Here is a 24,457-nt window from a genome sequence, read left to right on the forward strand (position 1 = left end):
CTCACTCGGTTTTTTTGTTAGTCGTGATGAAAGTGTAAGTCATTTTTTGAGAAATTGCATTTTTGTATGCAAAAAATATTGCTCATGACTTTCCCTATAGTGGTAAATACTAGGTAAATAATGGGTTTTTTACCCTTCTTTTTAAAATCCCTATCGGTTATATTAAATGTGTATACAAAAATAGGTTTTATTGATGGCATCCGTAATTCAACTAAATTCGCAAAATTTGCACGAAATCACCTTCCAGAAACTGCGCAGCTTATTGGTTGAAGGTGCGATTGCCCCTGGCAGCAAATTAAATGAGCGTGAACTGGCCGAGCAACTCAATGTGTCTCGCACTCCAATTCGTGAAGCAATCAGGCGTTTAGCAGCTGATGGCTTGGTTGAATTGATCGCCAACCGTGGCGCCATTGCTGTTCAATTGAGCAAAGAGGATGTGATCAATACATTTGATGTGATTGCCAATCTTGAGGGTTTCTCTGGAGAGTTGGCAGCTCAAAACATCACAGATGCTGCCCTGTCAGAACTTGAAGCCATGCATTATGAAATGATGGCCTCTTATGCTCGCCGTGATTTATCGAGCTACTACAGATTAAATTTAAAAATACATAACGCTATCAACACAGCAGCAGCCAACCCTGTCTTGAGTCAATTGTTTGTTCAAGTCAATGCGCGCATTGAGGCTTTGCGCTTTCGCTCAAACCAAGATGAAGTGAAATGGGAAAAAGCTGTGGGTGAACACCAAGAAATGATTGATGCACTCAAAGCGCGAGACGGTGCGCGCATGAAGCGAGTCATGATGAATCACGTGATGAATAAACGTGATGTGGTGATTCAGTTGATGGATTCAGAAAACTTATCTCACTCAGTAAAAGCATGAACAAACCACTCGCACTCCAAGAAGTCATGATTGACACCAAGTTTCTAGCCAAGCGGCTTGAATCTGAAACGTCTGGCGAGGTGATGACTGATGTGGCCAGTCGTGGGCGCTATGCCACCGATGCATCCATTTACCAAACCATGCCAGTGGCAGTCTTTGTACCAAAAACTGCAGAAGACATTGTTGCAGCAATTCAAATCGCTGCAGATCTTGGTGTTCCTGTTTTACCGCGCGGTGGTGGCACCAGTCAATGTGGTCAAACAACAGGCCCTGCTTTGGTGATTGATAACACCAAATATTTCAGAAATATTTTAGATATCAATCTTGAGCAAGGGTATGTGGATGTTCAGCCAGGCATTGTGCTGGATCATCTGAACGCAGCCCTCAAAAAACACCAAGTTTGGTATCCGGTTGATGTCTCAACCGCAGCACAAGCTACGATTGGTGGTATGGCCGGCAACAACTCTTGCGGCAGCCGCTCAATTGCCTATGGCAACATGGTTCACAACGTCTTGGGCGTTGATGCTTGGTTAGCCGATGGTCAAGCAGCTTCATTTGGCTTGATGAAAAACGCTACGGGTAAAGCTTTAGAGCTTGGTCAATTTGTTCAATCATTAGCTCATCAGCATCAAGCAGAGATTGAAGCAAAGTGGCCAAAAGTGATGCGCCGAGTGGCAGGTTACAACTTAGACATATTCAATAATCAAAGTGAGCGCCCTTACACGCAAGACGGTCAGGTAAATTTAGCGCACCTCTTGGTGGGTAGCGAAGGCAGCTTGGCTTATTACAAACAATTGCGCCTTGCACTATCTCCACTACCAAAACATAAAACCTTGGGCGTGGTTAACTTCACCAGCTTCTATGAAGCGATGGACAGCGCACAACACATTGTTAAGTTAATGCCTTCTGCCGTTGAATTGGTCGATCGCACCATGATTGATTTATCACGCAGCAACCCTGCATTTAAATCAGTGATTGAAACTGCTTTGATTGATGTGGCAGGCAAAACTCCTGAAGCTATTTTGTTGGTGGAGTTCTCTGGTGAAGAGCTTGCCCCTCTAGAGAAAAAAGTCAAAGACTTGGTCAGCTTGATGGCTGACCTAGGTCACCCTGGCTGCGTGGTAGAAATGATTAACGCAGAGTCTCAAAAAAATTTATGGGAAGTTCGCAAAGCAGGCTTGAACATCATGATGAGCTTAAAAGGTGATGGTAAGCCAGTGAGCTTCATTGAAGACTGCGCTGTTCCTTTGGAGAGCTTGGCTGAGTACACGCAAGATCTCACTGAAGTGTTCTCAAAGTATGGCTCGCGCGGCACATGGTATGCCCATGCATCAGTGGGCACCTTGCACGTTCGCCCGATACTAGACATGCGTCGCGGTGGCGCGCAGAAGATGCGTGCCATCGCTGAAGAAGCCGCAGCATTGGTGAAGCGCTACAAAGGCGCCTTCAGTGGCGAACACGGTGATGGTATCTGCCGAGGTGAGTGGATCCAGTGGCAATTTGGTCCGAAGTTAACAGAAGCACTGGGCGAAATCAAACACGCTTTTGACCCAAATAATTTATTCAATCCAGGCAAGATCATCAATCCTCCAAAAATGGATGATGAGTCTTTGTTCAGATTCCCTCAAACATACCGTGTAATTCCACTCAAGACCTCCTTGGACTGGTCAAGCTGGGATGTGCAAAATGATCCAGTGACTGAAAAAACAACAGCGCCTGGAACAGGTGGCGACCCCAGCGGTGGTTTTGCAAAAGCTGTAGAGATGTGTAACAACAATGGTCATTGCCGCAAATTTGATGCTGGCACCATGTGCCCTAGCTATCGCGTGACCCGTGATGAGAAACACTTGACCAGAGGTCGCGCCAATACATTGCGCTTAGCCCTATCGAATCAATTAGGTAAAGATGCCTTCTTATCAGAAGATGTCAAAGAAGCTTTTGATTTATGTGTCAGTTGCAAAGGATGCAAGCGAGAGTGCCCTACTGGCGTTGATATGGCAAAAATGAAGATTGAGTATTTGAGCCATTACAAAAAATCGCATGGCTGGACTCTCAGAGATCGTTTGATTGCTCATTTACCACGCTACTCTCATCACATTGCAGCGATCCCTGGTTTGGCATTTATGTTGAACTTAAGGAATACGATTCCTGGCCTGGCCTTTTTAGGCGAAAAGCTCACACAGATATCTGCCAAACGCAGTTTGCCAACATGGCGTCGTGACACAGCTTGGCGCTCAATGATCGGCAGCACGGAAGATGCTTTGTTTGCCAGCGCCAAACCTGTGGTTTTGTGGGCAGACACATTCAACGGTTGCTTTGAAACAGAAAATATCAAAGCGGCCGTCAATGTGCTTGAGGCCAGCGGCTACACCGTTCACATTCCTCAGAAAAAACAAGGTCACTATTGCTGCGGCAGAACTTATTTGGCCAGCGGGATGGTGGATGAAGCTCGTGCCAGCGCACAAGAATTATTAGATGCTTTCACGCGCTACACAGATAAAAATATTCCAATCATTGGTTTAGAGCCTTCTTGCATTTTGACTTTGCGCGATGAGTTTTTGGTGATGGGCTTTGGTGATTCAGCCAAGACCTTGGCCAAAGGCAGTCAGACCTTTGAAGAGTTTTTAGTTTCAGAAGCAACAGCCGGTCGCTTTGCTCCAGAACTAAAAGCTTGTGAGCAACAAATCTTGTTGCACGGTCACTGCCACCAAAAGTCATTCGATGCCGTTAAACCAATCATTTCATTACTCAAAATGATTCCACAGGCTCAACCACAATTGATTGAGTCTTCATGCTGCGGTATGGCGGGAAGCTTTGGCTATGAGAGTGAGCACCACCAAGTGTCATTGCAAATGGCAGAGATGCAATTACTTCCTGCCATTCGCCAAGCACCTGATGCCATCGTCTTGGCAGATGGCTCGAGCTGCCGCCATCAAATCAAAGATGGTGCCGACAGAGAAGCTTTGCACGTGGCCCGTATTTTGGAAATGCATTTGAAATAAGTTTTAGTTTGTTTGTTTGATTTTGTATTGCTGTAAGAGTTTTAATTTTTTGTACTTATGTATTTGTAGTTTGATTTAACCAGAAGTAAGGGTAAGTTTTTAGAACTGTAGTCATCATTGTTCAACGAGGAGAGATCATGAACACAAGACGTAAAATCATTGCCACAGCTGTGGCAGCACTAACAAGTTCAGTACTGGCATCCCCAGTTTTAGCTCAAGCAGCTTGGCCAACAAAACCAATTCGCTTGGTCGTAGGCTTTGCTCCAGGTGGCGGCACAGACATTGTGGCACGCGCATTGGCTCCAAAAATGAGTGAGATCTTGGGTCAAAACATCATCATTGAAAACAGATCAGGTGCTGCTGGCACGATTGGTGCGGACATAGTTGCCAAGTCACCAGCAGATGGTTACACATTGTTGATGGGTCACTCAAATTCAAATGCGATCGCCCCATTTGTTTTACCAAAAGTGCCTTTTAACGCTGGCACAGATTTCACACCAATCACTTATGTCGGCTATGTACCTAACGTACTAGTTTTACACCCTTCAATTCCAGCAAAAACAGTTCCTGAATTGATCAGCTTGGCTAAAAACAATCCAGCTCAGATGACTTATGGTTCTTCTGGTATTGGTAGCACACAGCACTTGGCTGGCGCTTTGTTCTCAAAGATCGCTAAAGTTCAAATGAATCACGTGCCATACAAAGGCAGTGGTCAAGCGATTGTTGACTTAATGGCTGGCCAGATCAATATGAACTTTGATACCTTGCCACCAGTATTGCCACACATTCGCGCTGGCAAGTTAAAGCCTTTGGCTATTTCAACACCGAAGCGTTTGTCAATTCTTCCAGATGTTCCAACATTTGAAGAAGTAGGCATCAAAGGTTTTGAAGTGACTAACTGGTACTCAGTGATGGGTCCAAAAAACATGCCTAAAGACATGGTTGCAAAAATTGATGCTGCGGTTCGTGCTGCCATGAACGATCCAAAGAACAAAACAACTTTGGATGCGCAAGGTTTGCAAACAGCTGGTCCTCAAACACCAGATGAGTTCTCAGTGTTCTTGAAAGCTGAACTCACCAAGTACTCAAAGCTTGTTAAAGAGTTGAACGTAAAGGCTGAGTAATGACGTCTCCCCAAACTGGAGTAACTTCACGCCCACTGCCCCTGGTGGGCGTGAAAGTTCTAGACATCAGCCAAGTAATGGCTGGCCCATACACCTGCATGCTATTGGCAGACATGGGGGCTGATGTGATCAAAATAGAACCTCCAGGTTCTGGGGATCAAACACGGGGCGCGATGGGATTCAAAATGAAAGGCCCAGATAGCATGGGCTTTTTAAACATGAATCGCAATAAACGCAGCATCACGATCAATTTGAAATCTGATGCGGGCAAAAAAATTCTTTTTGAATTAGTCAAAGATGCCGATATCTTGGTAGAAAACTATCGACCAGGAGTCATGAAAAAGTTAGGCGTTTCTTACGAAGTTTTAAGCAAAATTAATCCTCGCTTGGTTTATGCCAGCATCTCTGGCTTTGGCCAAAGTGGGCCTTGGGCAGATCGTCCAGGCTTTGACTTGATGGCCCAAGCAATGTCAGGCGTGATGGCCATGACAGGCCATGGTGATGGCCGACCTGTTAAAGCAGGCGTACCAGTGGCAGATATCGGGTGCGCACTATTTGCCACTTATGGCATTTTGTCTGCTTATATTGGTTCTAAAAATACAGGGCAAGGTCAATACATCGATGCCTCATTGTTTGACTCAGCTTTGGCTTTCTCGATTTGGGATACCGCTGAGTATTGGGGCACAGGCAAACCCCCTGTTGCTTTGGGCACGGCCAATCGCATGAGCGCACCGTACCAAGCCGTCAAAGCGAAGAATGAATATTTTGTGATGGGCGCAACCAATAACAAACTTTGGCAAAAGCTATGTGAGATCTTGGGACGCGATGATTTATTCAATGACGCACGTTGCAAAACAATCTCCGATCGTTTGGCCAATCGCGAATACATCATCGATGAACTAGAAAAGTCATTTGCGGCTAAAGATGCCGATGTTTGGATTGATGAATTACTGGCCAAAGGTATTCCAGCAGGTCCTATCTTGGATTACCCAAGAGCTTTTGCCAGTGAGCATGGTCAACATCGAAAAATGAAGATTGAAATAGACCACCCATTAGAAGGCAAAGTTCCAAATATTGGTTTTGCTGTGAAGATGCAAGGCACCCCACAGCAAGTTCGCCGCCACCCTCCTTTGCTCGGCGAGCACACCCATGAAGTTTTGCAAGAAGCAGGATTTACTGCTGATCAAATCAAAGCTTTTGAACAAGATGGTGCATTTTCAGTGGAGCAATGATTCGTGAGCGATACAAAGACAGTTAACCCGGATGCATCAGGAAAAGTTCATCTAAAGATTGATGATGCGATTGCGTGGGTGTCTTTTGATCGCCCTGCCGCCAGAAATGCCATGACCTGGTCGATGTACAGTGACCTCAAAGCAATTTGCGAAAAACTTCATACAGACAAAACCATTAAAGCTGTCATCTTGCGCGGTGTTGGTGGCCAATCATTTGTATCAGGCACTGATATTGAACAATTCAAATCATTCCAAGATGGTCAGGATGGCATTGACTACGAAGCCTTGATTGATCTTCACATTGATGCTTTAGAACAACTGCCCATGCCAACCATTGCGATCATTGATGGCTTGGCCGTTGGTGGCGGTCTAGCGATTGCAACTGCTTGTGATTTTAGGATTTCCAATCAAAGTGCCCGCTTTGGTGCACCCATTGCAAAGACAGTGGGTAATTGTTTATCGCCAACCAATATTGCCAGGCTGATGGCCCACTTAGGCATCCCAACGCTCAAAAGAATGTTGCTGTTGGCTGAACTGATCAATGCAGATGAGTTGCTCGCTTCTGGCTATATTCATACTGTGGCAGACAGCACAGAACTTGAATCAATCGCTAAAGCAATGGCTGAAAAAGTCGTGCATTTAGCACCTTTGACCATCCGCTCATCCAAGTTGACAATCAGTCGAATCCATCAACATCAATTACCTGACTGCGATGATTTGATCAAAGCCTGCTATGGCAGCTCTGATTTCAAGGAAGGTGTTCAAGCGTTTGGTGAAAAAAGACCGCCTCGTTGGCAAGGGTCTTGAGCTTAATTAAGCCGTTTTCTTTTTCTTGAGTAAATAAGATCCCCAGTTAAACACTGAGCTCACGATTGGTTGTTTCTTCACTTTTGCACGTGGACTGGCTTTGACCTCGGCTGACTTGGTGATTTTTTTCTTGCTTTGAACTTGTACTGACTGCTCAAACTGCTTTTTGCCAGATCTAACACCAGCAGCAATTTTCTTGGCAGTCTCTGGATCAAGCAATGACAACAGAGTCACGGAGTTCATGTAACCCAACATTTCTTGATGCAAGGTATCCCACAGAGCATGGCAAGCCAATTGCTGATCTTGTTGCTCTGGCATGATGCCATCCACAGCCATGATAATTTGACCCACAGAAATCTCATCAGGATTTCTGGCAAGTGTGTATCCGCCGCCTGGACCTCTCATGCTGTCGACCAAACCTGCTTGACGCAACTTGGCAAACAATTGCTCCAAATAGCTCAAAGAAACATTTTGTCTTGAACTAATCGAAGCCAAAGTTTGGCTGGGCTGATCACTCGCGAAATGATTCGCTAAATCAACCATGGCAATAACGGCGTAACGACCTTTGGTAGCAACTCTCATAGTTCTAATCTAGCATAAATTATTGATTTAAATAAATTCCCCAAAAAAACATAAATTTCCCTTCAATTTTTAGGTTATTTTCAATAAATCAGTTCTGCGCTCCAGAAGCGCCATTAATAGCTCAAGCTTTTTTATATGTGACTGCAGCAATCAGCAAGCTGACCCAAGCTGAAATCAGCATGAAACCCCCTAAAGGCGTGACCACCCCCACCCTCCAGGCGCTGAGTGTTAGCAAATATAAGCTACCAGAAAACAAAACGGTTCCCACGACCATCAAGCTGGCTGATATCAATAAAGCTTTTGAGGCAATCGACTGGCTCAATAAAGCCACAATGCCCAAAAGCGCTAATGCATGAATTAATTGATATAAAACAGCGGTTTGGAATACATTCAATAAATAAGGGCTCAATTGTTGGGATAAAGCATGTGCGCCATAAGCACCCGCAGCGACCCCGGTTGCCCCAAAAATACCCACAAAAACTAAAAAGACTCTTGGTGCACGGCTCATATTCATTCTGCTTTCCTGAAAATCATGGGTTAATTGTTGCCATCATACTGGTCTTATTCTGCTCTGGAATGACTTAGATCATTTGTTCATCAATGTCCCAAAATTGCTCTGAATAATCTCGATAAATCTCAATTTAATTAATCATGCGAAAAGTAAAATCTTTAGCTAAAATAACGCTCAAGGCGCTAATTACTTAGTGGTTTTATCTAACTACCAAGTATGAATGCCCCCTTAACTATTTGAAGCAGGCTTTCTATACTTCTCATGGGTGAGGTTGTTTTGTAACCAATTGGAGAGAACACATGAAATTGATTAGCGCATTAGTTGCATCAGCATTGATGGTATCTGCACCAGCATTTGCTTCAAAAGAAATCGCCAGCAAAAATGCTTGTATGGGTTGCCACGCTGTAGACAAAAAAGTAGTTGGCCCTGCTTACAAAGATATCGCTGCTAAATACAAAGGTCAAGCTGACGCTGTTGACAAATTGGCTAAGAAAGTTAAAGCCGGTGGTTCAGGTGTTTGGGGTCCAATCCCAATGCCAGCAAACGCTACAATCAGTGAAGCTGATGCTAAGACAGTTGTTAAATGGATTTTGGACGGCGCTAAGTAATTTCTTAGCATCATCCACTGAGAATGGCTGGTTTTTAACCAGCCATTTTTTTTGGAAAAAATAACCTTAATGGGTCGTGATTGATTGTTAATCATCAGTTATTAAAAGAATATAACTAATAGCTGAGTGATAGTATTACTCAATCCAATTAATCTCAAAGAGCTCAGGTATGCGCCCATACGATCACCCACTAAGAACCGTTCTGCATGAAGAGGTTCACGCAAGACCACCTGTTGCTCTGTGGCCAAAAGATCGCATCCTCAATCAAGCCTTCTTACTCAAAGGTTCTGATCGTCAACAACAGCTTGACTGGATCAATGCCATCAGCGAACAAACAAAGCAGTCCATTGATCCAAATCATGGACAAACGTTTCGCATCATTGAATTAAGGCCAGCCCCACAGCGCATCATCATCAAATGGGAATTGCATGGAGAGTTCTCATCTATCTCAGCAATAGTTCAACAAAAAGATTTGATTGTTGAAGCTCCCATCAAGACGCGCCCTGCTATTGAGCAGGAAGTGAATGAGTTATTGAGTAAGTTAAGTATCAAGCCAATGCATGAGGCGGGAGGTCTACGGATTTCCGCAATTGACATTGCTTTTGAGGATCGCAGTCTTTTTTCAGCTGCAGATGAGGTGGCTCATTTGTTCTCAGGAAACACTTTGATTGGCAGCACCATCTTGAACAACAAAAAAGCTCAACTGTGGACAGATTTACAAATTGATCAAGATGGCTATATTTCTTATTTGGTGCCTCATACTGGCATGGGCTCTCGACAAGCTGGACGAGTCGCCCGCCGCATCACTGAAATTGAAATTTATCGCATGGCCTCCATGCTGGCATTTCCGGTAGCAAAAAGTTTATCGGGTCCTTTGCGCAATGCTGAAGCAGAATTATCAGAATTATCAAAAGAAATTTCAATGGCACAAGGCCAAGAGCTTGTTACACCTCACCAAGATGGGGAGTTCTTAGAGCGCATCTCTACCTTAGCATCCAAGATTGAAGAATGGATTTCTGAGCATGGTCTTCGCTTCACTGCCGCTGAAGCTTATAGTCAATTAGCAGCAAAGAATCTTGAAGAATTGAATGAGATGCCTTTGCCAGGGGTACAGACCTTATCGGAGTTCATGGAACGTCGTTTTACTCCAGCAATGAGCACTTGCTCATGGACTCAGCGTCGCTTGCGCGAGTTATCCGATCGAATCTCACGCACCACGCAAATTTTGAGAACGCGTATTGAGTTTGTGAACGAGAGCCAAACTCAAGAGTTATTGGCGAGCATGGATCGTCGCGCAAAAATCCAGCTGCGCCTTCAAGAAACTGTGGAAGGTTTATCAGTTTTAGTATTAACTTATTACGCCGTGAGTTTGATCATCTATATGGCCAAAGGTGCCAAAGAATTAGGCTTGATGGTTCCAGCAGAACTCATCGGTGGTGCGTCAGCGCCCATCATCGCCTACGGCATTTACACACTGAACAAACTTCGCAAGAAAAAGTTCAAACCTAATTAAGTTGCTTGCCTTGGCTTAGTTTGGTTTAACTCAGTTTTATTTGAGTCAGCTTGACTGGTCTTGAATCATGCTGAGCGCTAAGGCTTCAGCAACTTTGATGCCATCAACACCAGCGGATAGAATGCCGCCAGCGTAACCCGCGCCTTCCCCAGCTGGGTACAAGCCCTTGATGTTCAAGCTTTGACAATTATTACCTCTGGTGATTCTTAAAGGCGATGATGTTCTGGTTTCTACCCCGGTTAAAACAGCATCATGCATGGCAAAGCCTTTGATCTTTTTCTCAAATGCCGGCAAGGCCTCTCTCATGGCTTCAATCACAAAGTCAGGCAGTGCTTGCGCCAAATCTGTCAGGTGGACGCCTGGCTTATAAGATGGAATGACTTTGCCAAATTCTGTGGAGGTTTGTCCAGCAATAAAGTCGCCCACCAATTGCCCAGGTGCTTCGTAGTTTCTACCACCCAACTCAAATGCCTTGGACTCAAGAGCTCTTTGAAAATCAATGCCTGCTAAAGGGTTCTCAGCACTACCGCCATAATCCTCAGGATCAACGTTCACAACAATGCCTGCATTGGCATTGCGCTCATTGCGAGAGTATTGACTCATGCCATTGGTGACCACCCGGTTCTCTTCCGAAGTTGCGGCAACCACGGTGCCGCCAGGGCACATACAAAAGCTATAAACAGCTCGGCCATTTTTGGCATGGTGTACCAACTTGTAATCGGCTGCGCCAATCAAAGGATTGCCAGCATGCGGGCCAAGTCTGGCACGATCGATCAATGATTGCGGGTGCTCAATCCTAAAGCCAACTGAGAAGGGTTTAGGTTCAATGTAAACACCGGCCTCATGCAATGCCTTGAAAGTATCTCTGGCACTGTGACCGAGCGCCATGATGACATGACGGGCAGCTAATTTTTCACCACTCTCTAGCTGTAAGCCTGCGATCGCGCCATCCTTGATTTCAAAGCCAGTGACTTTTTGCTGAAAACGCACTTCACCACCAAGGCTGATGATTTCTTGGCGCATCTTTTCAACAACACCCACCAAACGGAAAGTACCAATGTGTGGCTTTGCCACATAAGCAATCTCTTCAGGTGCTCCTGCTTTGATGAATTCTTGAATGACTTTGCGACCATAAAATTTAGGGTCTTTGATTTGACTATAGAGCTTTCCATCCGAGAATGTGCCTGCGCCGCCTTCACCAAACTGCACATTGGATTCCGGATTAAGGACATTCTTGCGCCATAAACCCCAGGTGTCTTGGGTGCGCTCTCGCACTTGTTTGCCACGCTCTAAAACAATGGGTTTAAAACCCATTTGTGCCAGCACAAGAGCTGCAAAAATTCCGCATGGTCCGAAACCAATGACAACCGGTCTCTCTGATAATGGCTTGCCCGACTGATCCCGTGCCTGAGCCACAAAGTGGTAACTGGTATCAGGCGATGGTCGCACATGTTGATCGTGTCCGAATTTAGCCAGAATGGTTTCTTCATTTTTGACTGACACATCAATGGTGTAAATAAATGCCAAGGCAATATTTTTACGAGCGTCATAACTGCGCTTGAAAACTATAAAATTAACTAAATCTTTAGAAGAAATGCCCAAACGCTTTAAGATAGCGGCTTCAAGCTCCTCTGGAGCATGCTCAATGGGCAAACGCAGTTCTGTAATACGAATCATAAGGCTATACGATACACAATCTGTCAAAGAAATTGGAAACTATGTCCTCAAATGCCAGCAATATTATTCAAGAAACACAGGATTGGCTGATCAAGGCAGTCATAGGTTTGAACCTGTGCCCTTTTGCCAAAGCAGTGCATGTCAAAGAGCAAATCAAGTATGTGGTGAGTGAAGCGACAACGGTAGAACAATTGCTTGAAGATCTGGCTCAAGAGTTAGAGTTTTTAGCAGAAGTATCTCGTGAAAAAACAGACACCACTTTATTGATTCATCCAGAAGTGTTGGGTGACTTCCTTGATTACAACGATTTTTTAGAGTTAGCAGATCAATTACTAGAAGACTTGGATTTGGATGGTGAATTACAGATTGCGAGTTTTCATCCGCAATACCAATTTGCTGGAACTGACATTGATGATGTGACAAATTTCACCAATCGCTCCCCCTACCCAACCTTGCATTTGATCCGTGAAGATAGCATTGACGAAGCAGTCAAAGCATTCCCAGAAGCAGAAGCTATTTTTGAAACCAATATGCAAACCATGGAAAAGCTTGGAACGGATGGCTGGGAAAAACTATTTCCTAAAAAATAAGCTTGCCTCAGTGACTATTCAGGTGACTATTTAGGTGATTGTTTAGCGGATTATTTAAGTTCGCGCTTAAACCGAAGACCGAGCTTCGCGGAGGTAGTCCACCAAACGATTGATCACAGGTGGATTTTCCTTGGTGATGTATGAAACCAAGAATGCAGCAATGAAGCTGGCAGGAATGCCGAATGCACCTGAGGCAATCGGGTCAATCCCAAACCAGCGCTCTCCAAATACACCTGTTAGTCGAGAAACAAAGGGGTAGTTCAAGGCAATGTATGTACCACTCACAAAGAATCCTGTGAGCATGCCAGCGATGGCTCCCCACTGATTGATTCGTTTTGAGAATACCGCCAAAATCAACACTGCAAAAAAGCTAGACGCTGCCAATGAGAAAGCAGCACCCACTAAGAACAAAATATCGCCAGGTCGCAGTGATGTGACATAAGCCGCGAATAAGGCAACACCCAATAGAACGATTTTTGCAACCGTGACTCGTCGCTGGTGAGAAGCACTCTTGTTGACCAAGTGATAGTAGACGTCATGTGAAATGGCATTCGCAATCGTCAGCAACAAGCCATCAGCTGTGGATAAGGCTGCCGCCAAAGCCCCTGCAGCCACCAGTCCAGAGATCACATAAGGCAAGCCAGCAATTTCTGGGGCAGCCAGAATGATCATGTCAGGAGAAATTGAGAGCTCCGCCCACTGCACAAAACCATCACCATTGATATCAATGATTGATAAAACTGGTGGATCTAATTTTCGCCAGTTCAAAACCCAATTAGGCAATTCTGCATAAGAAATACCCACCAGATTTTTAAATAACTCCAACTTCACCATGGCCGCTAAAGCAGGCACACTGAGGTAGAAAATAGCAACAAAGAGCAAAGTCCAAAAGACCGAGTAACGCGTGGCCGATACGCTCGTGGTGGTGTAGTAACGCGTCAAGATATGAGGCAAGCTAGCTGTACCAAACATCAAGCAAAAAATAAGAAGAACAAAATTCAACTGGTCGAGGCTTGAATCCCCCACACCTTTGCTAGACCCTGGATCCATCGATGGAATGGCTGTTTGACTTTTCAGTTGAGCATCTTTTTTCTGTGTCTGCCAAAGTTCATAAGCACTGCCAGGATCTTTGGGGAACTCATTGAATCTCTTTTCAAGGGCCTTCAATTCTTTCAGAGGGATTTGGCTGGTACGTGCTTCTTGTAGCTTTTTCTCAGCTTCTTTTTTTCCTTCAAAATATGAATTAGGCAATGTATTTATTTTTTTATCTAAAAGCATTGCTTGCTTTAGGTAGTACTCACGAACCTTGTTTTCCTCAGCGGTAACTTCAAAATCTTTTTCATGAAACTCAATTTCTTGAAGAACTTGGCCATACATTGCTTGCGGAAAAATAGAATTGTGCTTTTTGTATGAAATCATGCTCAATGGCAAGAGCAAGGCAATCATGAAAATGATGTACTGAGCTACCTGAGTCCAGGTCACTGCACGCATTCCACCCAAGAAAGAGCAAACCAAGATGCCTGCCAAACCAAAGAAGACGCCCACCCCAAACTCAACCCCAATGAAGCGATTCACAATCAAACCCACGCCTTGAATTTGAGCCACCAAATAAACGAATGAACATATGATGGTGGTGGCAACCGCTACAACTCTGACGGATTTACTGCCGCCCTCTTTACCTTGGCTATAACGTATGGCTAAGAAATCTGGGATGGTATAGGAGCCAAATTTACGGATGTATGGTGCGATCAGCATCGCCACCAAACAAAATCCACCAGTCCAACCAACAATGAATGCAAGACCTTTATAACCAGAACTGAACAGAATACCCACCAGGCCAATGAAGGTAGCCGCACTCATCCAATCAGCGGCTGTTGCCATGCCATTAAAAATGGCGGGGATCTTACGACCGGCCACGTAGTAATCAGTGATATCAGAGGTGCGGGAAATGAGTCCAATGCTGGCATAAATCGCAATGGTTACAAATAAGAAAACATAACCAAGCCAGATGCCTGAACCTGTAGCAACTTCAAGCAAACCTAAAAAGTAAACGAACAGCAAAAAACCTGCCGTGAACAGCAAGTAGTAAAAACCTATCTTTTTTGATTCAGACCGAATCTCCATATGCAGATTATGACTCAGACCTAAGAAAATAGGCCGGTACTGTTAGGTAACCGGCCTTAATTACTACAAGATGATACTAGTCAAGGAAACTTAAATCGCGTGCTTGAGTTGCTCCAAAATCGCTGGATTTTCAAGTGTTGATGTGTCTTGAGTGATTTCTTCACCTTTTGCCAAAACACGCAACAAACGACGCATGATCTTGCCTGAACGTGTCTTAGGTAAGTTGTCACCAAAACGAATTTCTTTTGGCTTGGCGATTGGACCAATCTCTTTACCTACCCAGTTACGCAAGTCTGTTGCAATCTTCTTCGCATCGTCACCTGTTGGGCGCTTACCTTTCAGCACCACGAAGGCCACAATCGCTTCGCCAGTCATGTCGTCAGGACGACCAACCACCGCGGCTTCAGCCACCAATGGATTAGCAACCAAGCATGACTCAATCTCCATCGTGCCCATGCGGTGACCTGAAACGTTCAACACGTCATCGATACGACCTGTGATGGTGAAGTAACCAGTGTCTTTGTTACGAATCGCGCCGTCACCAGCCAAGTACAAAGTACCACCCAACTCTTCTGGGAAGTAGCTCTTCTTGAAGCGCTCTGGGTCACCCCAAATGTTACGAATCATTGAAGGCCATGGGCGCTTCACAACCAAAATACCACCTTGGCCATTAGGCATATCACCACCAGCCTCATCCACAATCGCTGCCATGATGCCTGGCAATGGCAATGTGCAAGAACCTGGAACCAATGGTGTTGCTCCTGGCAATGGCGTGATCATGTGACCACCAGTTTCTGTTTGCCAGAAGGTATCCACAATCGGACACTTCTCACCACCAATATTCTTGTAGTACCACATCCATGCTTCAGGATTGATTGGCTCACCCACAGAACCCAAGATACGCAAGCTCTTCAAGTTGTACTTCTTCGGATGAACTGCAGGATCTGTATCAGAAGCCTTGATCAATGAACGAATCGCTGTTGGTGCTGTGTAGAAAATAGATACTTTGTGACGCTGAATCATTTCCCAGAAACGACCGGCGTTTGGATAAGTAGGCACGCCTTCGAAAACGATTTGCGTACCACCGCATGCCAAAGGACCATAAGCAATGTAGCTATGTCCTGTAACCCAACCGATATCAGCTGTACACCAGAACACATCGCTATCACGCAAGTCGAAGGTCCACTTCATTGTCAACATCGCCCACAACAAGTACCCACCTGTTGAGTGCTGAACGCCCTTAGGCTTACCTGTTGAACCAGATGTGTAAAGAACGAACAAAGGATGCTCTGCGCTCACCCACTCTGGCTCACATACTTTAGGCTGGCCAGCAGAAACGTCATGCATCCACTTATCGCGACCGGCCTTCATTGGCACATCGCCACCAGTACGCTTGTAAACAATCACGTGCTTGAGCTTCTCGCAACCACCCAAATCCAAAGCTTCATCAGCAATGGTCTTCAATGGCAATGCTTTACCGCCGCGCAATTGTTGGTCTGCAGTGATCAAAGCCACGGCGCCCACGTCCACAATACGCTCTTGCAATGATTTGGCTGAGAATCCGCCGAACACCACTGAGTGTGTAGCGCCGATACGTGCACACGCTTGCATCGCCACAACACCTTCGATTGACATCGACATATAGATAACTACGCGGTCACCTTTTTTGATGCCTAGTTTTTTCAAGCCGTTAGCAAATGTTGCTACACGGTCATGCAATTCTTGATAAGTTACTTTTGAAACTTCACCGCCATCCGCTTCAAAAATGATGGCAGTTTTCTTAGCCATGCCATTTTTGATATTGCGATCGATACAGTTATATGAAGCATTCGTTAAACCATCTTCGAACCATTTGTAAAAAGGAGCCTTTGATTCATCTAAAACTTTGGTGAATGGCTTCTTCCAAAATAAGTTTTCTTTTGCTAAACGTGCCCAAGTACCATTGAAATCTTTATCAAAAGCTTTGCACATTGCCTTGTACTGATCCATGCTTGTGATGGCTGCTTGCTTAGCAAATGCTTTTGGCGGGTTAAACACACGATTTTCTACCAACATTTGTTCCATACCGGACATACTTTTCTCCTACTTTCTAGGCAGTGTTTTAGACAATTTTCGAGATTAGGCTCGCGGACTGACAATTGACTGACAACATCAATAAAGTTCAGCCCCCATCAGGGTTACCCCTAAGTGCCGCAGGGATAACAACCTTATTTCCTCAAACACTTAAGATAAACATGTAAGCGATATCTGTAAATGGCAACTTTCCCTAGGTAAAATAGATATCTTTCAAACCTTTATATAAAAATTATGAGTGCAATTCGCCAAGACGACTTTATTCAGAGCATTGCTGATGGTTTTCAGTACATTTCTTACTACCACCCTTTGGATTACATCACCGCCCTAGGCAAAGCCTATGAGCGCGAGGAAAGCCCGGCCGCCAAGGACGCGATTGCCCAAATTTTGACCAATAGCCGTATGTGCGCTGAAGGTAAGCGCCCGATGTGCCAAGACACCGGTATCGCAGTGGTGTTTTTGAAGGTTGGCATGAATGTGAAATGGGACGCCAAGATGAGCGTTTCTGAAATGGTCAATGAAGGTGTGCGTCGCGCATACAACCACCCAGATAACAAATTACGAGCATCAGTCCTATTGGATCCAGCAGGTAAGCGCACCAACTCTAAAGACAACACCCCAGCCGTGATTCATTATGAAATCGTTGAAGGTGATGGCGTTGAGGTGATTTGTGCGGCCAAAGGTGGTGGCTCAGAAAACAAGAGCAAGATGGTCATGTTGAACCCGTCTGACTCAATCGTTGATTGGGTGGTCAAAACTGTCCCAACCATGGGCGCTGGCTGGTGTCCTCCTGGCATTCTAGGCATCGGCATTGGTGGCACTCCAGAAAAAGCCATGCTGTTAGCCAAAGAATCTTTGATGGCTCCGGTGGATATTCATGAGCTGATTGCCCGCGGTCCAAAAACCCGTATTGAAGAATTACGTTTAGAGATCATGGACAAGGTCAATGCTCTTGGCATTGGCGCACAAGGCTTGGGTGGTTTAACGACAGTGTTGGATGTCAAGATCATGGATTACCCAACCCATGCAGCCTCATTGCCAGTAGCAATGATTCCTAACTGCGCGGCCACACGCCACGTGCACTTCCATTTACACGGTGATGGCCCAGCTGTATTAACACCTCCATCAATTTCAGAATGGCCTGATGTTGCTTGGACACCGAACACAGAAAAATCAACTCGCGTGAACCTAGACACACTCACACCAGAGGAAGTGGCTAGCTGGAAACCAGGTCAAACTTTATTGTTGAACGGCAAGATGTTGACGGGTCGTGACGCTGCTCACAAGCGCATTGCCGACATGTTGGCCAAAGGTGAAAAGCTACCAGTCGACTTCAAGAATCGCGTGATTTATTACGTGGGTCCTGTGGATCCAGTGCGCAATGAAGTGGTTGGCCCTGCAGGTCCAACGACTGCTACCCGCATGGACAAGTTCACCGAGATGATGCTGGCAGAAACTGGCTTGATCTCAATGGTGGGTAAAGCAGAACGTGGCCCAGTAGCGATTGAAGCGATCAAGAAACACAAGTCTGCTTATTTAATGGCTGTTGGTGGTGCTGCTTACTTGGTATCAAAAGCAATCAAAGAATCGAAAGTGGTTGGCTTTGCTGATTTAGGCATGGAAGCCATTTACGAATTCACGATCCAAGACATGCCTGTGACAGTGGCGGTTGATTCAACTGGTACCTCTGTACACAACACAGGTCCTAAAGAGTGGCAAGCCAAGATTGGAAAAATTCCAGTCTCTCAAGCTTGATCTAACTCATTTAGGTCAGAGAACAATTGGCAACAATCGGGGTTTTTGATTCAGGTATCGGTGGTCTCACCGTCCTGAATGAAGCCCTGCGCCAAGCGCCCTCTCATCATTATGTTTACTTGGCTGATTCAGCCAACGCCCCTTACGGTGAAAAATCAAGTGATTGGGTTGCAGCCAGAAGTTTGGACTTGTGTCACTGGTTAGTGCGCGAAGGATGCCAAGCACTCATCATCGCTTGCAATACAGCCACTGCTGAAGCCATTGCACACATCAGACATGAAATGCCTGCGATCCCTATCATTGGCATCGAGCCAGGCGTGAAGCCAGCGGTTCATAAAAGTCAAAATCACAAGATCGGCGTTCTCGCGACTCAAAACACTTTAAAAAGTGATAAGTTCAAAGCACTCTTAGACGGCTTAGAGGGTCTTGGTCACGATTGCAAATTGATCACTCAAGCAGGCTCAGGCCTTGTGCCATTGATTGAATCAGGAGCCTTGAATGCTCCAGAAACAGAAGCCTTGTTGCGCGAGCACTTGGCACCCATGCAAGCAGCTGAAATTGATACCTTGGTTTTGGGTTGCACCCATTACCCTTTTTTAGCGCCCTTGATTAAAAAAATCATTGGTACTGAAGTTGAGATCATTGATACCAGTGAGGCAGTGGTTAAACAACTTTGTCGCAAATTAGAAGAACATCATTTACTACAATCAGCCCCACCAAGAATCATTCACTTGTATTCCACATTGGATGCTGAGGGATTGTTGGCTCATGCCAAACAATTAATTCCTGCAGCATTTGAACAACACAGCGTTCAAACATCCACAGTCTTTATTTCTTAACGCTCACTTCATAGATCATGATGCAAAGCCTAAGAACTTGGATCCTTGCAAATAAGATTGCTGCATTTGTGGTGTTCATGCATTTATTGCTGATCATTGGGTTTCAGTCAGGGATGGATCGAACCAAGTCTGCGTCAAACATGGGCGACACAGTTGTTGCTAATTTATTGGATGCAAATCCTCAAAAAGAAAAATCGACGGTGTCTCGACCAACCCCAGTCAAACCAGTTGAAAAAAAGAAAGTGGAAGCCACTCCTACCCCCATCACCACAACCACGGGCAGCTTCACACCACCAAACCAAGAATCCTCACTGCCAGCCTCTAGCTTAGGTGGCAGCAGCACTGGTGACCCCAAAACAATTTCCATCAGCCAAGCTCAATGCAGCGTACCTGAACCTTTTTATCCAAACTTATCGAGACGCATGGGTGAGGAAGGTAAAACCATGGTGCGTTTGTTCATCAACGAGTCTGGCGCAGTTGAAAAAGTAGCCCTTGCACAAAGCAGTGGTATTCATCGCTTAGATCAAGCCGCACTCGATGCAGGCATGAGGGTCAGATGTAAACCCTTTATAGAATTTGGTAAAGTGATTAAAGTAACGGCCATACAACCTTATATTTTCCGTTTGGAGTAATTGAATGAATCAAACTTTTGGCCTTGCCAATATGTGGGCACAAGGCGATGCCGTCACCAGAACAGTTGCCATCATTTTATTGGTGATGTCGATTGTTTCTTGGGTCATTATTTTGACCAAAGTCTTGGCGCTTTATAAAGTTAAAAAAATGGCCAAAGAAGTGGAATGTTTTTGGCATGCACCATCCTTTGATGTGGCTCTTGGTCAAATGAGCACAGACCAAAATCCCTATGGCGATCTTGCTAACAGTGCCCAAGAGGCCATGCAACACCACAATCAACAATCAGGTGCACGCAGCGAACTGAATCAAACCATCAACGCTTCTGATTGGCTCACACGTTGCTTAAAAATCAGCATTGATAAATCAGTGGGCGGCCTACAACAAGGTTTGACATTCTTAGCGTCAACAGGCGCCACAGCACCCTTCATTGGTTTGTTTGGCACCGTGTGGGGCATTTACCATGCCTTGGTGGGTATTGGCACTTCAGGCACCGCCACGATTGACCAAGTGGCTGGCCCAATTGGTGAAGCCTTGATCATGACGGCCTTGGGCTTGGCAGTGGCGATTCCAGCTGTTTTGGGCTACAACGCCATCAGCCGTATCAATAAAGTGTTAATTGCTGAACTCAATCGCTTTGGCAATGACTTGTATGCCTACTTCATCACTGGTGCCACAGTCGGCGGTTCCAGCAATACTCGCATCAGCTCTCAGGATTAATCATGGCCTTTGGTAACGAACCAATCGGAGATGATGACAGCCCACCGATGGCTGAAATCAATATGACACCTTTGGTGGATGTGATGTTGGTCTTATTGATTGTTTTCATGATCACGATTCCGGTGATGCAACATGCGGTCAAAGTAGACTTGCCGCAAGCCAGCAGTCAACGCAATGATGTTAAACCTGAATCAATCAATTTGAGTATTGGAGCCAACGGCCAAGTGTTTTGGAATAGCTCTCCCATCGATCTAAATACTTTATCGATTTACGCTCAAACAGCGGCGAAGAAGTCGCCACAACCTGAAGTGCAACTTAAAGCCGATAAAAATGTTCGTTATGAATCTGTGGCGCAGGTTTTATCAACGGCCAAACGTTCAGGATTAACAAAAATAGGATTTGTGACAGAGCCTAATTAAATTTTGATTTGAAGTTTGATTCAAATGTTTATTTAGGTTTGTACTGAGTTGGGCAGTAAGCGCGTTTTACATCCCCGCTTCGCAAGGCAGCGTGCTTGGTGCCCCGCCCTGTGACACGTTTACGCCACATCCGAAATGAGCTTGGCTTCATTTCTTGGCGCATCAAATCAATCACCCGAGATTCATTCAAACCGTAGGTTTGCATGATGGCATCGAATGGTGTGCGATCCTCCCAAGCCATTTCAATGATGCGTGATACATCTGCTGGTGCAATGATAGGTTTCTTCATGTCAGTGATTGTATTAACAGAATCACTTCTTTGCTCGGCAGCGGTCTGAGCAATATTTCACTTCTTCCCAAACTTTTTCCCACTTTTTACGCCAAGCAAAGGGTCGGCCACAAGTTAAACAGACCTTGGTGGGCAAGTCTGATTTTTTGCGCATCTTCATAATGAGTCTGAATTAGCGCTTTGGTTTTTGAGAAGGCAAGTCAGTGACTTTTTCAGAGTGTTCCCAGTGAGCCTTCCAATTGTCAGCGTATCTTTTGGCCGCGTAACTTGAGCGCACGATCATGATGTTCTCAGCGTTACGCTTTTCCGCTGAATTGGTGAAGTTATAACTGCCTGTGATCACGATGTCATCGTCGATCAACATCACCTTATTGTGCTGTATCGCATGTTTGCCATCACTGCGCACGTCAATGCCAGCCGCCAACAAGATTGGCAAGGTCTCACGATTGTTTTGGGCGCTTTTTTCATCCTGGATGAGCCCAACATCAACCCCTCTGCGTTTCGCTCTCACAAGGGCCTCTGCAAGGTTTGTGGCTGTGAAGCCGTACGCCATGACTTTGATTGATTGTTTGGCGCCATCGATTTGCTTGATCAAGCCTGAGGCTGCTCCAGCAGGTGGCGTGAAATAAATGGCCAAGATTTCTGCAGGCTGAGGTTGCGCTTGAACGCTCTGCCACCATGACACAGTTGCCAAAAGGCTCAAGCATAGAAAAATCGCAACTCTTTGACTTGTTTTACCGCCAATACCTCGAAAAGCCCACCTTGTTTTTACAGTTGTCATTAGAAGCACCAGAAATTAAGGAAAATCAAAAAATATTGCAAATACGGGTTTTAAAAGTAAAACACTAAATTAGTAATAAATGGGATTTTAGAAGGAAAGTTTTCAGCGTGCATTTTGTACAGATTTAAGAGAATGCGACGCCCCATAAAAAAACCCAGCTCAAGGAGCTGGGTTTTAATGGTTCAAACTAATGATTAATTAGTCATTCGCATAAATATCAACGTCTTTAGTTTCACGGACAAACAACATACCGATCACGAAAGTCATTGCTGCGATAGCGATTGGGTACCATAAACCGTAGTAAATGTTACCGTTCTGGGCAACCAAAGCGAATGAAATCGTTGGTAGCAAGCCTCCAAACCAACCATTACCGATGTGGTATGGCAATGACATAGATGTGTAACGAATACGTGTTGGGAACATCTCAACAAGCATTGCTGCGATAGGACCATAAACCATCGTTACATAAATCACCAAGATCACCAATAATCCTAGAATTGCAGGAATATTTACATCAGCAGGATTTGCTTTAGCTGGGTAACCGGCTGCATTCAATCCTTCACGAACAGCTTTCTTAAAGGCTGCATCTTTGGCTTTAGCTTCATCAGCTGGAAGACCTTTTGATGAGTAACCTTCAATCACTGTCTCACCAATTTTCACAGTCGCCACAGTGCCAGCTGGCCCTGGAACTGTTGAATAGCTGGCTGAGTTAGATGCCATCACTTGCTTAGCAATATCGCATGAGCTTGTGAACTTAGCAGTACCTGTTGGGTTGAATTGGAAAGTACATTCAGCTTCATCAACTGTGATAGTTGCTGGAGCTTCTTTCATTGCCTTTTCCAAAGCTGGGTTTGCAAAGTGTGTCATTGCATTGAAGATTGACACTGGTGTATTAGGGATATAAGTGATGATCGCCAATAACAAACCAGCCATGATGATCATTTTTCTACCGATTCTGTCTGATAGTGCACCAAATACGATGAAGAACGGTGTACCAATCACCAATGAAGCGGCGATCAACAAGTTAGCTGTCTTAGGATCTACTTTTAACACTTGTGTCAAATAGAACAAAGCATAGAACTGACCTGTGTACCAAACAACCGCTTGACCAGCCACAAGACCAAAAAGAGCCAAGATAACGATCTTTAAGTTTTTCCATTGACCGAAAGATTCTGTCAAAGGAGCTTTTGAAAGCTTGTTCTCTTCTTTCATCTTCTTGAAAGCTGGAGATTCGTTCATAGACAAACGAATGTAAACAGAAACAGCCAATAATAAGATTGAAACAAGGAACGGAATACGCCAGCCCCAAACTTCAAAGTTTGCGCCTGTGAATTCACGAGTGAACAAAATCACTAGCAAAGACAAGAAAAGACCTAAAGTTGCTGTTGTTTGAATCCATGCTGTGTAAGCACCACGACGACCGTGAGGAGCGTGCTCAGCAACATAAGTTGCAGCACCACCGTATTCGCCACCAAGAGCCAAACCTTGCAACATACGCAAGATGATTAGGATCACTGGAGCAGCTACACCAATCGTTTCATACGTTGGCAAGATACCTACGATGAAAGTCGCGCCACCCATCAACAAGATGGTAACGAGGAAGGTGTATTTACGACCAATCAAGTCACCTAAGCGACCAAACACCAAAGCGCCAAACGGACGTACGATGAAACCGGCCGCAAAAGCTAACAAGGCGAAAATGAAAGCAGAACCAGCATCTAGGCCAGAGAAGAACTGCTTAGCAATAATGGCTGCCAATGAGCCATATAAATAAAAGTCATACCATTCGAATACCGTGCCAAGTGAAGAAGCAAAGATAACCTTGCGCTCTTCAGCCGTCATCGGTGCGGCTTTTGTTGTTGCCATGATGATTCCCTTATAAGATTATTAAAATGTAACTGCAGGCGCGATTATGTTTTTCCAATGGATGGACTTTTCTTACAAAACAGAATTATTCAGGGAAAACACCTACAAAATAACCACTTTTTCTTCTAGGAAATTAAGTTTTAAACAAATCTCTTCAAAATGTTGTAAGCGCTTTGTAATGAAAAAAACAATAATTTTGGCGTAAGCGCTTCAGAGTAAAATTCGGAACTTACACAATCATACAAAGCCTGAATCATGGTTATCCTCTTTGGAATTTTTGCAATACTTCTACCTGTAGCCGCCGGCATTTTTGTGTGGAAAAGATTTGATCAAATCTTCTTAAAGACCGCGCAAGTTGATAGCAATGACAGTCTTCCAATTTATTTGAAGAAACTCGCTGCAGTTTCTTTAACAACAGGATTTTTACTGTTTGTT

At 44.8% G+C, this 24,457-nt stretch carries 22 protein-coding genes; 13 read left to right on the forward strand and 9 right to left on the reverse strand.

Annotated elements, in window-relative coordinates; all coding sequences use genetic code 11:
• The first annotated feature begins 193 nt into the window (after positions 1 to 193).
• The 5 genes from ICE88_RS01245 to ICE88_RS01265 all read left to right on the forward strand — a co-directional run bounded on the left by ICE88_RS01245 (position 194) and on the right by ICE88_RS01265 (position 7,045).
• The gene (locus ICE88_RS01245; RefSeq protein WP_215291448.1) at positions 194 to 880 is read left to right on the forward strand and encodes a GntR family transcriptional regulator; all 687 of its coding nucleotides are present in this window, start codon (positions 194 to 196) and stop codon (positions 878 to 880) included.
• Positions 877 to 3,882 carry an FAD-binding and (Fe-S)-binding domain-containing protein gene (locus tag ICE88_RS01250; RefSeq protein WP_216248593.1) on the forward strand — a complete coding sequence of 1,002 codons (3,006 nt, stop codon included), beginning with the start codon at positions 877 to 879 and terminating at the stop codon, positions 3,880 to 3,882. The genes ICE88_RS01245 and ICE88_RS01250 overlap by 4 nt, the downstream gene beginning before the upstream one ends.
• 137 nt (positions 3,883 to 4,019) lie before the next feature.
• A complete protein-coding gene (locus ICE88_RS01255; RefSeq protein WP_216248595.1) occupies positions 4,020 to 5,006 on the forward strand; it encodes a tripartite tricarboxylate transporter substrate binding protein in 987 nt (328 codons plus the stop codon).
• Entirely contained in the window at positions 5,006 to 6,238 is a 1,233-nt protein-coding gene (locus tag ICE88_RS01260) for a CaiB/BaiF CoA-transferase family protein (RefSeq protein ID WP_216248597.1), read from the forward strand. Before ICE88_RS01255 ends, ICE88_RS01260 begins: the two co-directional genes overlap by 1 nt.
• 3 nt (positions 6,239 to 6,241) lie before the next feature.
• On the forward strand, positions 6,242 to 7,045 hold the full coding sequence (locus ICE88_RS01265; protein ID WP_216248599.1) for an enoyl-CoA hydratase: 804 nt from the start codon (positions 6,242 to 6,244) through the stop codon (positions 7,043 to 7,045).
• A 6-nt stretch (positions 7,046 to 7,051) separates the two neighbouring features.
• Here ICE88_RS01265 and ICE88_RS01270 read toward each other — a convergent pair whose 3' ends face one another.
• A complete protein-coding gene (locus ICE88_RS01270) occupies positions 7,052 to 7,627 on the reverse strand; it encodes an Rrf2 family transcriptional regulator (RefSeq protein ID WP_216248605.1) in 576 nt (191 codons plus the stop codon).
• A gap of 121 nt (positions 7,628 to 7,748) precedes the next feature.
• On the reverse strand, positions 7,749 to 8,141 hold the full coding sequence (locus ICE88_RS01275) for a DUF423 domain-containing protein (protein WP_255535154.1): 393 nt from the start codon (positions 8,139 to 8,141) through the stop codon (positions 7,749 to 7,751).
• A 296-nt stretch (positions 8,142 to 8,437) separates the two neighbouring features.
• Here ICE88_RS01275 and ICE88_RS01280 point away from each other — a divergent pair, with 296 nt between their 5' ends.
• Together ICE88_RS01280 and ICE88_RS01285 are read left to right on the forward strand one after the other, a co-directional pair.
• Complete coding sequence (locus ICE88_RS01280) at positions 8,438 to 8,746, forward strand: c-type cytochrome (protein ID WP_216248606.1); 309 nt, start codon at positions 8,438 to 8,440, stop codon at positions 8,744 to 8,746.
• 169 nt (positions 8,747 to 8,915) lie between these two features.
• Complete coding sequence (locus ICE88_RS01285; protein WP_216248607.1) at positions 8,916 to 10,259, forward strand: DUF3422 family protein; 1,344 nt, start codon at positions 8,916 to 8,918, stop codon at positions 10,257 to 10,259.
• Between the two features lie 45 nt (positions 10,260 to 10,304).
• Here ICE88_RS01285 and ICE88_RS01290 read toward each other — a convergent pair whose 3' ends face one another.
• Positions 10,305 to 11,936, reverse strand: a complete 1,632-nt coding sequence (locus ICE88_RS01290) for an NAD(P)/FAD-dependent oxidoreductase (RefSeq protein WP_216248608.1) — start codon at positions 11,934 to 11,936, stop codon at positions 10,305 to 10,307.
• Between the two features lie 41 nt (positions 11,937 to 11,977).
• On the opposite strand from ICE88_RS01290, the gene ICE88_RS01295 reads away from it, so the two are divergent.
• On the forward strand, positions 11,978 to 12,526 hold the full coding sequence (locus ICE88_RS01295) for a DUF1415 domain-containing protein (RefSeq protein ID WP_216248609.1): 549 nt from the start codon (positions 11,978 to 11,980) through the stop codon (positions 12,524 to 12,526).
• A gap of 66 nt (positions 12,527 to 12,592) precedes the next feature.
• Here ICE88_RS01295 and ICE88_RS01300 read toward each other — a convergent pair whose 3' ends face one another.
• Entirely contained in the window at positions 12,593 to 14,650 is a 2,058-nt protein-coding gene (locus tag ICE88_RS01300) for a sodium:solute symporter family protein (protein ID WP_216248611.1), read from the reverse strand.
• A 90-nt stretch (positions 14,651 to 14,740) separates the two neighbouring features.
• Positions 14,741 to 16,723, reverse strand: a complete 1,983-nt coding sequence (gene acs, locus ICE88_RS01305; protein WP_216248614.1) for an acetate--CoA ligase — start codon at positions 16,721 to 16,723, stop codon at positions 14,741 to 14,743.
• Positions 16,724 to 16,957: 234 nt separating this feature from the next.
• Between acs and ICE88_RS01310 the strand changes: the two genes are divergently transcribed.
• Genes ICE88_RS01310 through ICE88_RS01330 form a run of 5 tightly spaced genes read left to right on the forward strand, consistent with a single transcriptional unit; the run spans position 16,958 to position 21,086 of the window.
• A complete protein-coding gene (locus ICE88_RS01310; protein ID WP_216248616.1) occupies positions 16,958 to 18,478 on the forward strand; it encodes a fumarate hydratase in 1,521 nt (506 codons plus the stop codon).
• Between the two features lie 26 nt (positions 18,479 to 18,504).
• Positions 18,505 to 19,317 (forward strand): glutamate racemase, encoded by an 813-nt coding sequence (gene murI, locus ICE88_RS01315; protein WP_216248618.1) that lies wholly within the window; start codon positions 18,505 to 18,507, stop codon positions 19,315 to 19,317.
• Between the two features lie 17 nt (positions 19,318 to 19,334).
• Positions 19,335 to 19,949 (forward strand): energy transducer TonB, encoded by a 615-nt coding sequence (locus ICE88_RS01320; protein ID WP_216248620.1) that lies wholly within the window; start codon positions 19,335 to 19,337, stop codon positions 19,947 to 19,949.
• A gap of 4 nt (positions 19,950 to 19,953) precedes the next feature.
• Positions 19,954 to 20,667: a MotA/TolQ/ExbB proton channel family protein gene (locus tag ICE88_RS01325; RefSeq protein WP_216248623.1), complete on the forward strand. Its 714-nt coding sequence runs from the start codon at positions 19,954 to 19,956 to the stop codon at positions 20,665 to 20,667.
• Positions 20,668 to 20,669: 2 nt separating this feature from the next.
• Complete coding sequence (locus ICE88_RS01330) at positions 20,670 to 21,086, forward strand: biopolymer transporter ExbD (RefSeq protein ID WP_216248624.1); 417 nt, start codon at positions 20,670 to 20,672, stop codon at positions 21,084 to 21,086.
• Positions 21,087 to 21,114: 28 nt separating this feature from the next.
• On the opposite strand, the gene ICE88_RS01335 is transcribed toward ICE88_RS01330, so the two are convergent.
• The 4 genes from ICE88_RS01335 to ICE88_RS01350 all read right to left on the reverse strand — a co-directional run bounded on the left by ICE88_RS01335 (position 21,115) and on the right by ICE88_RS01350 (position 24,022).
• Positions 21,115 to 21,375 carry a TIGR03643 family protein gene (locus tag ICE88_RS01335; protein WP_089515519.1) on the reverse strand — a complete coding sequence of 87 codons (261 nt, stop codon included), beginning with the start codon at positions 21,373 to 21,375 and terminating at the stop codon, positions 21,115 to 21,117.
• Between the two features lie 22 nt (positions 21,376 to 21,397).
• Entirely contained in the window at positions 21,398 to 21,535 is a 138-nt protein-coding gene (locus tag ICE88_RS01340; protein ID WP_216248625.1) for a DUF2256 domain-containing protein, read from the reverse strand.
• Between the two features lie 12 nt (positions 21,536 to 21,547).
• On the reverse strand, positions 21,548 to 22,156 hold the full coding sequence (locus ICE88_RS01345) for a phospholipase D family protein (protein ID WP_216248627.1): 609 nt from the start codon (positions 22,154 to 22,156) through the stop codon (positions 21,548 to 21,550).
• Positions 22,157 to 22,354: 198 nt separating this feature from the next.
• Positions 22,355 to 24,022, reverse strand: coding sequence for an MFS transporter (locus ICE88_RS01350; RefSeq protein ID WP_216248630.1), 1,668 nt, complete (start codon positions 24,020 to 24,022; stop codon positions 22,355 to 22,357).
• Positions 24,023 to 24,457 lie beyond the last annotated feature (435 nt).

The sequence above is a fragment of the Polynucleobacter sp. AM-26B4 genome (assembly GCF_018882285.1).
Lineage (GTDB): Bacteria > Pseudomonadota > Gammaproteobacteria > Burkholderiales > Burkholderiaceae > Polynucleobacter.